This is a genomic window from Pantoea sp. Acro-807 (assembly GCF_011752675.1).
In the GTDB taxonomy this organism is placed as follows: domain Bacteria; phylum Pseudomonadota; class Gammaproteobacteria; order Enterobacterales; family Enterobacteriaceae; genus Pantoea; species Pantoea eucrina.
The window spans coordinates 394,390-407,709 of sequence record NZ_VWXE01000002.1; the positions used below are offsets into that span (position 1 = coordinate 394,390).

The 13,320-nt window shown below is 57.9% G+C and carries 13 protein-coding genes; 1 reads left to right on the plus strand and 12 read right to left on the minus strand.

The window, feature by feature from the left end; translation table 11 throughout:
- Positions 1-2 precede the first annotated feature (2 nt).
- The 7 genes from F3J39_RS08325 to ndk all read right to left on the minus strand — a co-directional run bounded on the left by F3J39_RS08325 (position 3) and on the right by ndk (position 6,808).
- On the minus strand, positions 3-620 hold the full coding sequence (locus F3J39_RS08325) for a YfgM family protein (protein ID WP_039379613.1): 618 nt from the start codon (positions 618-620) through the stop codon (positions 3-5).
- 39 nt (positions 621-659) lie between these two features.
- Positions 660-1,934 (minus strand): histidine--tRNA ligase, encoded by a 1,275-nt coding sequence (gene hisS / locus F3J39_RS08330; protein WP_039379615.1) that lies wholly within the window; start codon positions 1,932-1,934, stop codon positions 660-662.
- 107 nt (positions 1,935-2,041) lie between these two features.
- Positions 2,042-3,163, minus strand: coding sequence for a flavodoxin-dependent (E)-4-hydroxy-3-methylbut-2-enyl-diphosphate synthase (ispG, locus tag F3J39_RS08335; protein WP_039379618.1), 1,122 nt, complete (start codon positions 3,161-3,163; stop codon positions 2,042-2,044).
- 38 nt (positions 3,164-3,201) lie between these two features.
- Positions 3,202-4,224, minus strand: coding sequence for a cytoskeleton protein RodZ (rodZ, locus tag F3J39_RS08340; RefSeq protein WP_166714064.1), 1,023 nt, complete (start codon positions 4,222-4,224; stop codon positions 3,202-3,204).
- Complete coding sequence (gene pilW, locus F3J39_RS08345) at positions 4,214-4,948, minus strand: type IV pilus biogenesis/stability protein PilW (protein ID WP_166714065.1); 735 nt, start codon at positions 4,946-4,948, stop codon at positions 4,214-4,216. The genes rodZ and pilW overlap by 11 nt, the downstream gene beginning before the upstream one ends.
- A gap of 72 nt (positions 4,949-5,020) precedes the next feature.
- Positions 5,021-6,190, minus strand: coding sequence for a bifunctional tRNA (adenosine(37)-C2)-methyltransferase TrmG/ribosomal RNA large subunit methyltransferase RlmN (locus F3J39_RS08350; RefSeq protein ID WP_039379627.1), 1,170 nt, complete (start codon positions 6,188-6,190; stop codon positions 5,021-5,023).
- Between the two features lie 186 nt (positions 6,191-6,376).
- A complete protein-coding gene (gene ndk / locus F3J39_RS08355) occupies positions 6,377-6,808 on the minus strand; it encodes a nucleoside-diphosphate kinase (RefSeq protein WP_039379630.1) in 432 nt (143 codons plus the stop codon).
- Positions 6,809-7,123: 315 nt separating this feature from the next.
- Here ndk and sseA point away from each other — a divergent pair, with 315 nt between their 5' ends.
- The gene (gene sseA / locus F3J39_RS08360; protein WP_166714066.1) at positions 7,124-7,966 is read left to right on the plus strand and encodes a 3-mercaptopyruvate sulfurtransferase; all 843 of its coding nucleotides are present in this window, start codon (positions 7,124-7,126) and stop codon (positions 7,964-7,966) included.
- Between the two features lie 377 nt (positions 7,967-8,343).
- Here sseA and sseB read toward each other — a convergent pair whose 3' ends face one another.
- From sseB to trmJ, 5 genes are all read right to left on the minus strand, one after another.
- Entirely contained in the window at positions 8,344-9,111 is a 768-nt protein-coding gene (gene sseB / locus F3J39_RS08365; RefSeq protein WP_039379633.1) for an enhanced serine sensitivity protein SseB, read from the minus strand.
- Positions 9,112-9,162: 51 nt separating this feature from the next.
- Entirely contained in the window at positions 9,163-10,449 is a 1,287-nt protein-coding gene (gene pepB, locus F3J39_RS08370; RefSeq protein WP_166714067.1) for an aminopeptidase PepB, read from the minus strand.
- Between the two features lie 60 nt (positions 10,450-10,509).
- A complete protein-coding gene (locus F3J39_RS08375; RefSeq protein WP_094112085.1) occupies positions 10,510-11,679 on the minus strand; it encodes an IscS subfamily cysteine desulfurase in 1,170 nt (389 codons plus the stop codon).
- Positions 11,680-11,857: 178 nt separating this feature from the next.
- The gene (gene iscR, locus F3J39_RS08380) at positions 11,858-12,355 is read right to left on the minus strand and encodes a Fe-S cluster assembly transcriptional regulator IscR (RefSeq protein ID WP_039379638.1); all 498 of its coding nucleotides are present in this window, start codon (positions 12,353-12,355) and stop codon (positions 11,858-11,860) included.
- Positions 12,356-12,495: 140 nt separating this feature from the next.
- Positions 12,496-13,239: a tRNA (cytosine(32)/uridine(32)-2'-O)-methyltransferase TrmJ gene (trmJ, locus tag F3J39_RS08385; protein ID WP_039385614.1), complete on the minus strand. Its 744-nt coding sequence runs from the start codon at positions 13,237-13,239 to the stop codon at positions 12,496-12,498.
- Positions 13,240-13,320: the final 81 nt, after the last annotated feature.

Sequence of the window (13,320 nt, forward strand, 5' to 3'; positions counted from 1 at the left end):
GCTTAACTTAAGTTATCTATTTTCATCTGCAGCATCTGCTTCAGTGCCGGAGAAGCCTGCGAACCCGCGCCTTTACTCCAGGCATCGCGCGCGCCCTGCTTGTCGCCTTTGCTCAGCAATGCTTCACCGCGAATATCTGCCACAATCGCGCTCCAGCCGTCACCCTTAACGTTATCCAGGGTAGCCAGCGCGGCATCAGCCTGCTTCTGCTGCAGCTGAATACGCGCCAGACGCAGGTTGATAACCGCCTGCAGATTGGCATCTTTGGTGTCGTTTAGTCCTTTCTGCAGCAGCGCAATGGCTTTATCAAGCTGGCTGGTCTCAACGTACTGCTTCGCCAGGTCCAGCGCGGCCAGTGCACCGTAGGTATTGCTGTTTTCGCTGGCGAAGCTGGCAACGGCCTCCAGGCTTTCCGGTTTATCCGCCTGCATCGCGCTGGTGAGCTGCTGATACTCCGCAGATGCCGCTTTGCCTGAATTTTCCTGATGCGAACTCCAGTAGCGCCAGCCGCCCAGCGCCGCGATCCCTACTACCACGCCAATCGCCAGCGCTTTGCCGTTATCGGCGAAAAAGCGGCGCAGCGCATCAACCTGTTCATTCTCGTTGCTGTAAACTTCCACGCAATCCCTCTCCTTAAAATGGCTGTTGCCGCGTGCTGCTTACTGCAGCAGCGTCTGCAACGTCGCAGCGGCGTCCTGCTGAGCCAGCGTCTGCTGGTCGCCGGTGCGCAGATCTTTAATCACCACCTGGCCCGCTTTCACTTCATCTTCGCCGAGCACCAGCGCAATGCGTGCGCCCCATTTATCTGCACGGGCAAACTGCTTTTTAAAGTTGCCGCCGCCGAAGTTGGTCATCAGCTTCAGCGCCGGGTTGGCATCACGCAGCGTTTCCGCCAGCTGCATAGCCGCAGACTGAACGCCCTGCCCTGAAGCGATAACATAGACATCAACAACCCGCGTCGGTTCAAATTCAGGATTCACCGCCTGCACCAGCAGCACCAGCCGCTCCAGACCCATGGCAAATCCTACCGCTGGCGTGGCTCGTCCGCCCAGCTGCTCAACCAGGCCATCGTAACGCCCGCCGCCGCATACGGTGCCCTGCGAGCCGAGGCTGCTGGTGACCCACTCAAAGACGGTGCGGTTGTAGTAGTCGAGGCCGCGCACCAGACGCTGGTTGACGCGATAACGAATACCGGCATCATCCAGCAGCGCGCAGAGTCCGGTGAAGTGGGCGCGCGACTCTTCATCCAGGAATTCGCCCAGCGTTGGCGCATCATTCAGCAGCGCCTGAATTTCCGGATTTTTGCTGTCCAGCACGCGCAGCGGATTGGTGTACATGCGGCGTTTGCAATCTTCATCCAGCACATCCTGATGCTGCTCCAGAAACGCCACCAGCGCACTGCGGTAGTCCGCGCGCGCCGCCAGAGAGCCGATGGAGTTCAGCTCCAGTTCAACGTGGTCAGCGATGCCCAGCGCTTTCCACCAGCGCGCGGTCATCATAATCAGCTCAGCATCAACATCCGGCCCCTGCAGGCCAAACACTTCGACGCCCATCTGATGAAACTGACGATAGCGCCCTTTCTGCGGACGCTCGTAGCGAAACATCGGACCGACATACCAGAGGCGCTGCTCCTGGTTATAGAGCAGACCATGTTCAATACCGGCACGTACGCAGCCCGCCGTGCCTTCCGGGCGCAGCGTCAGGCTTTCGCCGTTACGATCTTCAAAGGTGTACATCTCTTTTTCAACCACATCGGTCACTTCACCAATGGCACGGCTGAACAGTGGGGTATGCTCGACGATTGGCAGACGGATTTCACTGTAGCCATAGCTGGCCAGCACCTGCTTCAGGGTGCCCTCGATACGCTGCCAGATTGCGGTGTCGGCTGGCAGGAAGTCGTTCATCCCGCGAATCGCTTGAATATTCTTCGCCACGTTAAAATCTCTTAATACAAAAAAACCTGTCCGGCATCATACCTTATGAGGATGAAACCGCACAGGTTCATTCATAAACTGGTACGCGCCGGGCGCGCACCGCCTGGTTATTTTTCCAGCTGCTGCACGCTGATTCGACGACTCTCATCCAGCATGGATGCCTTGGCACGAATGCGCGCTTCCAGCTGATCGATCATGTCATCGTTGTCGAGACGATCGCGTTGACGAACGCCATCCTCGTAGAAACCGCTTTTCTTGCTGCCGCCGGTAACGCCGAGCGTCGAAACGGTAGCCTCGCCCGGACCGTTGACTACGCAGCCGATAATGGAGACATCCATCGGCGTAATAATATCTTCCAGCCGTTCTTCCAGCGCATTCACGGTACCGATCACATCAAACTCCTGACGTGAGCAGGTCGGACAGGCGATAAAGTTGATCCCGCGCGAACGGATGCGCAGTGATTTCAGGATGTCATAGCCAACTTTTACCTCTTCTACCGGATCGGCTGCGAGCGAAATACGCAGCGTATCGCCGATGCCCTCTGCCAGCAGCAGACCAAGGCCGATTGCCGACTTCACCGCACCCGCCCGCGCGCCGCCCGCTTCGGTGATCCCGAGATGCAGCGGCTGATCGATCGCTTTTGCCAGCAGGCGGTAAGACTCTACGGCAAGAAACACATCAGAGGCTTTAACGCTGACTTTGAACTGATCGAAGTTCAGACGATCGAGATGATCGACATGGCGCATAGCGGATTCCAGCAGCGCCTGCGGCGTGGGTTCGCCATACTTCTCCTGCAGATCCTTCTCCAGTGAACCGGCGTTCACCCCGATACGAATCGGAATGTTGTAATGGCGGGCGCAGTCCACAACCTGACGAATACGTTCGTTGTTGCCGATGTTGCCCGGATTGATACGCAGGCAGTCAACGCCATACTCCGCCACTTTGAGAGCGATACGGTAGTCAAAGTGAATATCCGCTACCAGCGGCACGTTGACCTGTTGCTTAATCAGTTTAAAGGCTTCCGCCGCGTCCATGGTCGGCACCGAGACGCGCACGATATCCACACCCACACGCTCCAGCGCACGGATCTGGTTAACCGTGGCTTCCACGTCGGTGGTGCGGGTATTGGTCATGGACTGAACGGCGATGGGAGCACCATCGCCGACTGGCACCTTGCCGACGTAAATACGCGTTGATTTGCGACGGATAATGGGTGCTTCGTTATGCATATTTTCTCTCCACAATTCCCCGGAAAGCGCGCTGCGCGTTATTGCGCACCCAGCGTCAGACGGGCAACCTGGTTATTACGGATAAAACGACTTAAATCAACGGGCTGATTCTGATATTGCACGTCAACCGCACGCGGTGCGCCAATTTTCAGACGATACGGAGGCGTGCCGGAGAGGCTGAGCTTGCCACCGCTACGCTGTATCCCGCTGAACAGTTTTTTGCCGGTTGCATCGCTGACTTCCAGCCAGCAGTCGGCCTTGAAATTCATGACCACAGCGTTGGGATCGCCTGCGGGCTGGCTGACAGCCGCGCTCACGGTTGGCATGCTGCCGGCCGCGACGCTGTTGGCCGGTGCCGGCGAGGTGGCCGCTGGCGGCGCGTTATCAACCGGCGCCTGCGAAGGAGAAACGACCGCGTTATCACCAGAGGTGGCCGAAGAGGCAGCCGGCGCGCGGCTGCTGTTATCCGCGCTGCCAGCGGTGCTGCTCTGTGAGGTCACCGCGCCGGCACCGTTATCAACCGGCGTGCCGGCGGCATTGGTGTCGCTGTCACTGGTGCTGTCGGTGCTGGTATCGCCCAGCGGAATAGACTGACCGCCGTCGCTGCTGCCGTTCTGATCGGCCATTGAGACCAGATCGTCCTGCGAAGCCTTGTGATTCTGCCACCACCAGGCGCCGGTCAGGCCAATAACAACAAACGCCACCAGCCAGGTAAAGATCATCAGCCAGCCATCGCGCTTTTTGCGGCGCTTGCCCAGCGAGAAGCTCTGCATCGGCGCGATTTTGGCCGCGCGCACCGGCGCCTGCTTTGCCATCATCGGCAGCAGATCGTCTTCCGGTACATGAACCAGGCGGGCATAGGAGCGAATATAACCGCGCAGAAAGGTCGATGCGAGATCGGCCGGCGACTTATCCTCTTCAATGTCACGCACGGTAGAAAGTTTCAGGCACAGGCGCTCAGCGACGTTTTGCTGCGTCAGCCCCATCTGCTCACGGGCCAGACGCAGGCGTTCACCTGTGGAATGTACTGCAGATTTTTCTTGAGTGGCTTCAGTATTCATTAGCTAAATAACGCTGGTACTGTATCGATTGTGGAAAACTTCGCGCCAACCGGTCGCCATAACGTGTAACGTCAGCAGCGTTTCCCTGTTGCGCGGCGAAACGTATCTGTAACCACAGACTCTCTGCCGTTGCGGGCAGACGCTGATGGTAGAGTTCTAAAAGCACGGGAAGCATTTTTCCTGCCGGCTGCACCAGCTGCCGTTCGCCCTCCTCCAGCAGCCAGTTTCCCTGCTCAGGTGCGACTTCCAGCGCCTGCAGCAGCCGTTTGCGCCCGGCGGCCTCGTCGCCCGCCTGCAGATAACAATAGCCTGAAATCAGAAGGAGATCCTGACGGGCATCGCTCTCCGGCGCCGCACTTGCCAGCTTAAACTGTTGATGCGCTTCGCCATACTGCCCTAATCTGCAGAGAAACGCACCGTAATTGTTAGCGACATAACCATTAGCGGGCGCTAACTGTTGTGCCCGCTGGTAGTACCGGCGCGTCTGTATACTATTCTGCTGCGCCTGAGCGACCCGCGCCAGCGCCAGGGGCACGCGGTAATCTTCAGGAGCCACGCGCTGCGCCTGCAGCAGATTGCGTTCAGCAGCCGCTAAATTATTTGCGGCTAAATAGTGCAGTCCCAGCTGCAGACGAATATCCGCCGCACGATGTGATGACGGGCCGGTGACACACCCGGTTACAACAAAGCCTGCCGCAACGGCAATACCTAATCCTTTTAGCATAGCGCTCTCCCTGCGAATAAACCGGGAGAGTGCCACGCTTTACGCCCGCAGCGAATCGGCGGGCGTGCGGTTTCAGATCGCCTTCACAGAGATAGCGTCACCCGCCATCTTTTTACGCAGCGTACGCTTGGTACGGTCGATCACATCGCCCGCCAGCTGGCCGCAGGCCGCATCGATATCATCGCCGCGGGTTTTACGCACGATAGTGGTAAAGCCATAGTCCATCAGCACTTTAGAGAAGCGATCGATACGGCTGTTGGAGCTGCGGCCATAAGGTGCACCCGGGAAGGGGTTCCATGGGATCAGGTTGATCTTGCAGGGCGTATCCTTCAGCAGCGCCGCCAGCTCATGCGCATTGTCGGTGCTGTCGTTGATATGGTCCAGCATCACATACTCAATGGTCACGCGGCCCTGATTGGCATTGGATTTGCCGATATAGCGCTTCACCGCCGCCAGGAAGGTTTCGATATTATATTTTTTGTTGATTGGGACAATTTCATCGCGAATGGTATCGTTCGGCGCGTGCAGCGAGATCGCCAGCGCTACGTCAATCATATCGCCAAGCTTGTCCAGCGCGGGCACAACGCCTGAGGTGGAGAGCGTGACGCGGCGCTTGGAGAGGCCAAAGCCAAAATCATCCAGCATAATATCCATCGCCGGCACGACGTTGTTCAGGTTGAGCAGCGGCTCACCCATGCCCATCATCACCACGTTGGTAATAGGACGCTGGCCGGTGACTTTCGCGGCGCCAATAATTTTGGCCGCGCGCCATACCTGACCAATAATTTCGGAAACGCGCAGGTTGCGGTTAAAACCCTGCTGCGCCGTAGAGCAGAATTTGCACTCCAGCGCGCAGCCTACCTGAGAAGAGACGCACAGCGTGGCGCGCTCCGCCTCCGGAATATAGACCGTCTCCACCAGCTGATCGCCTACGCGAATCGCCCATTTGATGGTGCCGTCGCTGGAGCGCATCTCCTCCGCTACTTCCGGCGCGCGGATCTCTGCGCGCTGCATCAGCTTGCCGCGCAGCACTTTATTGATATCCGTCATCTGCTCGAAATCGTCGCAGCAGTAGTGGTAAATCCACTTCATGACCTGATCGGCACGGAACGGCTTCTCGCCCATTTCGATAAAAAATTCACGCATCTGCTGACGATTGAGATCGAGCAGGTTAATTTTTTCGTTTTTAGGAGAAACCACGGCGGGGGACGCGTCAGCTGGCGTCACAATCTGTTCAGACATAATAATCTCTGGCCTCGTTGTTACACGTTACGGCTCTGGTTAGGAAGAAGAAAAAACAGCGCCCCGGCTGAGCCAGGCTCAACAGGGGCGCATTATTGTACTATAACTGCGGCACGATGCCAGGGTAACCGTTTTACGCCAGCGTAAAAGGTGTAAACTCCCCTGTCCGCTTCAGCCGCAATGCACTTAGCGGGTGCGCGCGCAGACTTCGTTTTCAGCGAAGAAGTAAGCGATTTCACGGGCAGCAGACTCTGCAGAGTCAGAACCGTGGGTCGCGTTTTCGGTGAAGCTGTCTGCGTAATCTGCACGCAGGGTGCCTGCCAGTGCGTTGTCCGGGTTGGTAGCACCCATCAGGTCACGGTGACGCTGAACGGCATTTTCGCCTTCCAGAACAGAAACCACTACCGGGCCAGAGGTCATGAACTCAACCAGACCATCAAAGAATGGACGGCCTTTGTGCTCAGCGTAGAAGCCTTCAGCCTGCTCTTTGGTCAGGTGCAGCATTTTTGCGCCAACGATTTTGAAGCCCGCGCTCTCAAAACGGTTGTAGATAGCACCGATAACGTTCTTAGCAACGGCGTTTGGTTTAATGATGGAGAAAGTACGTTCGATTGCCATGATTACCTCTGAATTAGCATCCTGAATAAACCGGGAACCCTCTCCCGGTAAGAAAAACGCGCCGATTATAGGGAGATCGACGCGTGTTGCCTATGAGTGATTGGTGGAATTATTGAAAATAATTACTTTTTTGCGGTGCAGGCTGCACCCTGATCCACCCGTCACGGGTTTACGCCCTGTGCTGCAGGCCGGATATCTTCAGCAGAATAGATGCTGCATTTTCATCCCGTGGCGCTCACTTTAGCCATTGCGGGCTTGAGATAGCCTGCACATTCCCGGAGACTGACCTTTTCCGCAAGAAGAGAGAAGATGGCAATGACGGTTCCCCTGTTTGTATCTGCTGAGTGGCTGCATGAGCACTACGGTGATGAAGAAGTACAGGTACTGGATGCGCGCATGGTTCCGCCGGGTCAGGATGCAGTGCGCGATGTCACCGCAGAGTATCTGGCCAGTCACCTGCCGCAGGCAGCTTTCTTTAGTATTGAAGCGCTTTCCGATCACACCAGCCCTTACCCGCATATGATGCCCCGCCCGGAGAGTTTTGCTGTCGCAATGCGTGAGCTGGGGGTGGTGCAGGATAAGCATCTGATTGTGTATGACGAGGGTAATCTCTTCTCTGCCCCGCGCGCCTGGTGGATGCTGCGCACCTTTGGCTGCCAGCGCATCTCCATTCTGGCCGGCGGTCTGCAGGGCTGGAAAGCCGCAGGTTTGACTACCGCAGACGGCCCGGTGGCGCTGCCGGAAGGTGACTTCGCGGCACACTTCGACAGCAGTCAGGTGAAGCGACTGAACGATGTACTGCTGCTCAGCCATGAAGGAGGCGCGCAGATTGTGGACGCGCGCGCAGCAAACCGCTTTAACGCTGAGGTGGATGAGCCGCGTCCCGGCCTGCTGCGCGGACATATTCCGTACAGCCTGAATCTGCCGTGGAACAGTCTGGTGGAGAATGGCGCGCTGAAACCCGCCGCCGAGCTGCGTCAGCAGTTTGCGCAGGCAGGCGTGGCGCTGGATAAGCCCATCGTTGCCAGCTGCGGCTCGGGCGTAACGGCGGTGGTGCTGATTCTGGCGCTGACGGCGCTGGGCGTCCGCGACGCAACGCTCTATGACGGCTCCTGGGGCGAATGGGGCAGCCGCGACGATTTACCGATTGAAAAATAGTCGCCTGCCTGAAACCAGGGCGCCATGAATGGCGCCCCTACAGGATTCGTATCCATCTGAAACCAGGGCGCCATTAATGGCGCCCCTACAGGATCCATACCCGTCTGAAACCAGGGCGCCATTAATGGCGCCCCTACAGGATCCGTACCCGTCTGAAACCAGGGCGCCATTAATGGCGCCCCTACGGAAGATTTTGCACCCATCCCCGTAGGGGGCGCATTAATGCGCCCCGTGTTACGTGCGGTTCGGAAGCTATACGCATTAATGCGCCCCGCCGGATCCGTACCCGCCTGAAACCAGGGCGCCATTAATGGCGCCCCTACAGGGAATTCCCGCGTTATGCGCGTGCCAGGGCCATACGCATCAACATACGATGGTTAAATGATGCGCTGGCTGCCTTTAAAATCGCGCAGGAAACTGCCCCAGCGCCGCTCATAAAATGGCGTGATATGCGCGGTAAAAAAATGGCTGACGCCATGCTGTCCGGCATCCACTTCGCAGATATCAACAGGAGCATCATCGGTCAGCGTATCGGTCGCCACGCTGCCTGCGGCCTGAATAATTTCATCGATATCACTGTCAGCTTCTATACCAATCAGCAGATTAGGCGCTTCGTTCACGCTTTCACGCAGGCTGGCAATGTAGGCGCGGCGCACCTGTTTATATTTAGCAAACAGCTGGGTCAGGGAGTCGATCATCTGTGCCGGCGGCTCAGCTACCTCCGACAGCAGCAGCGCGTGGCCGCCCTCCAGCACTGTCTGCTGGCTCAGCGCACTTCCCTCCTCACCCAGCAGATGCGCGATTTCACCCGGCGTAAACTCTTTACCCGCTGGTAATTTCGGGTTCAGAAACAGCGCTTCCCCCAGCGTCATCTCAAACAGCGTACGCGCCGGCAGGCGCAGCCACGGCTGTTCATCCGTTATCGCTTCGCGCATAGCCGCCTCAGAGCTGAAGAACGGGATCACGCTACCGCCTCCCTCTTTCTCCCAGTGCTGTAACTCGACGGGCGAGGTCGCGTTAAACTGTTCAGCCGGGCTTTCGCCTGGCACCCAGACATCTGCGGCCAGCAACAGCTGAAAAAACTCCGGGCGATGCGCCGGCTCGGTGGCCGCCAGCTTCAGCACCTCTTCAAGACGATTACTCATGCGTGTTTCATTCCAAAAAAGCGGGCAGGAGCCAGCCTGCCCGAAGCGGGATTATTTCAGTAACAGGTTGGCAAGGGTACGCACGCCGAGTCCGGTTGCGCCTGCTGACCACTGATCCACCGCGCTTTTGCGGTAGGTGGCGGAGCAGTCGATATGCAGCCAGCCCTGCTGATATTTTTCAACAAACCACGAAAGGAATGCGGCCGCGCTGCTGGCGCCGGCGGCGTGAGCCGGGCTGGCGATGTTGTTGAGATCGGCAAAATTTGACGGCAGATGGCTGCGGTGGAACTCCGCCAGCGGCAGACGCCAGAACGCTTCATTTTCGCCGGTGGCGCTGCCCAGCAGCGACTCAGCCAGCACATCGTCGAAGGTAAACAGCGCATGATAGTCGTTGCCGAGCGCCGTTTTGGCTGCGCCGGTCAGCGTGGCAGCATCAATCAGCAGCTCCGGCTTCTGCTCGCTGGCGTCAATCAGGCCATCCGCCAGCACCAGACGCCCTTCCGCATCGGTGTTCATCACCTCAACGGTTTTACCGTTGCGGTAGCGGATGATATCGCCAAGACGGAATGCGTTGCCGCTGACCATGTTATCGGCACAGCAGAGATAGAGTTTTACGCGCTTCGTCAGCCCGCGGGCAATCGCCAGCGCCAGCGCGCCGGTGACGGTCGCCGCTCCGCCCATATCGGACTTCATAGAGTCCATAAATGCGCTCTGCTTCAGGCTGTAGCCGCCGGTATCAAAGGTGATCCCTTTACCGACCAGACAGGCGTAAACCGGCGCATCTGCGTCACCGGTCGGGTTGAAATCAAGCGCCAGCAGTACCGGCACGCGCGACGAGCCACGCCCAACGGTATGGATACCGCTATACCCCTGCTCGCGCAGATCTTCGCCTTTAGTGATGCGATAGCTGACGGCATCGCCACCCGCGTCTCTGATCAGATCGATAGCGCTGTGCGCCAGCTGTTCCGGGCTCAGGTCTTCCGCGGGCAGGTTAATGGTATCGCGCACCCAGTCAATAATCTGCAGACGACGATCGAATTCAGCGCGATCGCTGTCGCTGAGCGTCGGCCATTCCACCTGGCGCGCGCCTTTCGGGCTGCGATAGCCCTGCCAGAATGCCCAGCACTTTTCCAGATCCCAGTCGTCACCGCACAGCGCAACGTGACGGATGCCCTGGCTGTCGAGCTTGCGCGCCGCGCGCTGAATCGTCAGCAGCGCATCACTGCCCGTAAGGTGCAGCGTCATACCACTCTCGCTGCTGCTCAGCAGGGCTTTTTCGCCCCAGCGCGCATCAGCAGGCTGCGTGCTGAGCGTAATATTCATCGGTTGTGTTGTCATCGCGTCGCTCCGTTTACGTTTGGTCTCATTCCACGCCAGACCGGCGCGGAGTGGCATGGATCAGCGGGCGGCTGCCGGGGCAACGGCCCGCATCCGGCTGACGGCTTTATTGACCAGCGCAATCGCGTAGTCAATCTCCTCCTGCGTAGTGAAACGCCCCAGCGAAAAGCGCAGCGAGCTGTAGGCCAGCTCCGGCTCAACGCCCATTGCGCGCAGCACATAGGAGGGTTCCAGACTCGCCGAGGTACAGGCTGAGCCGGATGAAAGCGCCAGATCTTTCAGCGCCATAATCAGCGTTTCACCCTCAACCTGCGCAAAGCTGATATTGAGGATATTTGGTGCGCTGTGCGCCAGCGAGCCGTTAAGCTGTACGCCGCTCAGCTGGCTGATGCCCTGCCAGAGCCGCTGGCGCAGCGTGGCGAGTCGCGTCATCTCCTCTGCCATCACCTCGCCTGCCAGCGCATAGGCTTCACCCATACCAACAATCTGATGCACCGGCAACGTTCCGGAACGCATACCGCGTTCATGCCCGCCGCCATGCATCTGTGCGTCAATCTTCACCTGCGGCTTGCGGCGTACCCAGAGCGCACCGATGCCTTTGGGTCCGTAGAGCTTATGCGCCGAGAACGACATCAGATCCACCGGCAGCGTGCTGACGTCAAGCGGCAGCTTGCCCACGCTCTGCGTGGCGTCCACGTGGAACAAAATATCACGCGCGTGACAGAGCGCGCCCAGCGCCGCAATATCCTGGATGACACCCGTTTCGTTGTTCACGTGCATCAGCGATACCAGCACGGTATCGTCGCGCAGTGCGGCAGCCAGCATATCCGGCGTGACAATACCGTCGCTGCCGGGCGTCAGCCAGGTCACGTCAAACCCTTCGCGCGCCAGCTGCAGACAGCTATCGAGTACCGCTTTATGTTCCGTCTGGCTGGTAATGATATGCCGTCCGCGCGCCTGACGGGCGTGTGCTGCCCCTTTAATAGCGAGGTTATCCGCTTCGGTCGCGCCGGAGGTAAAGACAATCTCGCGCGGATCGGCGTTAACCAGCGCCGCAATCTGATTGCGGGCAACATCCACGGCCTCTTCAGCCTGCCAGCCAAAGCGGTGGGAACGGGATGCGGGATTACCGAAGGTGCCATCCAGCGTCAGACACTGCATCATTCTGCTGGCGACCCGTGGATCCACAGGCGTGGTCGCTGCGTAATCCAGATAGATCGGTAATTTCATGGCGCTGTAACTCCGTAAAATAAAACACAGGTCTTTATAGCATGATTCAGCCTGCAGAGAGTAAACCGGTCATGCGGCCGGTAACGGGAGCGCTAACAGCACAAAGCCCCGGGGGCTTCATCGCTAAGCGCCCGGGGCTTTGTAAAAGTCAGTCTTCAGTCAGGCAATATGATTGCGATCAGGCACGCAGATTAACGTTGATGGTTTCCTGCACGCGGTGCTGCTGAAAACGACGGTTATCCACGCTGTTCTGACGATCGGCAACATCAAGGATTTCCTGATTATTCACCAGCTCAGCCAGCGTAATATTGTTCAGGAAATCGCTGATGCGCTCGCTGAGATCGCGCCACAGCACGTGAGTCAGGCAGCGTTCGCCACCCTGACAGCCCTCTTTACCCTGACATTTGGTCGCATCCACCGACTCATCTACCGCGGTGATCACCGCACCCACTGCGATAGCATTAGCATCTTTGCCCAGCAGATAACCGCCACCCGGCCCGCGCACGCTGGCAACCAGGCCGTGCTTACGCAGACGCGAGAACAGCTGTTCCAGATAGGAGAGTGAAATCCCCTGACGCTCGGAAATATCCGCCAGCGGTACCGGCCCCTCATGCGAATGCAGGGCTACGTCCAGCATAGCGGTAACGGCATAGCGTCCTTTGGATGTCAGTCTCATAGCGTAAAACCTCGTCGGCATCCGCCCTTACTCAGGCGGGTTATCGGTGGAATGTCAGTCAGCGCAGTCTGCCATTCCCGAGTATTTTGGTCAACTATTTAACCGAGTAATTTACTCAACTATTTAACCTGGCGTTTTACTCAACTATTACCCTTATCGCCTTTGGGTTTTTCAAAGGAGGAGAGCATGCCGCGCAGAATATTCAGCTCATCGCGTTCCGGACGGGCGCGCGTATAGAGGCGGCGCAGTTTGCTCATCACCTGGCTCGGCGTGCCGGTACGGATAAAGCCGCTTTCCAGCATCATCTGCTCGATATGCTGATAAAAGCGTTCCAGATCGTCCACCAGCGGATAAGGTGAGGCTTCATATTCCGGCTGCGGAGCCGCTTTTTCCTGCGCATCCAGCCACGCCATACGCACTTCATAAGCGATAATCTGCACTGCCATCGCCAGATTCAGCGAGCTGTACTCCGGGTTAGCCTGAATAGCTACGTGATAATGGCACTTCTGCAGTTCGTCGTTGGTCAGTCCGACGCGCTCACGGCCAAATACCAGCGCGACCGGTGCCTGCTGCCCCTCTTCCACGCTCTTAATGCCGCACTCGCGTGAATTCAGCATCGGCCATGGCAACGACCGTGAACGGGCGCTGGTGCCGACCACCAGGCTGCAGCCGGCAATCGCCTCATCCAGCGTATCAACAATGCGGGCGTTGCCGATAACGTCGCTGGCACCCGCCGCAAGAGAGATCGCCTGCGAGTCAGGTTTAACCAGCGGATTCACCAGATAAAGGTTGCTTAACCCCATGGTTTTCATAGCGCGGGCAACAGAACCCATGTTGCCGGTGTGGGACGTTTCAACCAGTACAATTCGGATATTTTGCAGCATAATTATGAGCGGGTGAGAAAATGATGACGCGCATCCTAACATAAATGCAGGACATTTGCTGAACACGCTGCTATACTCCGC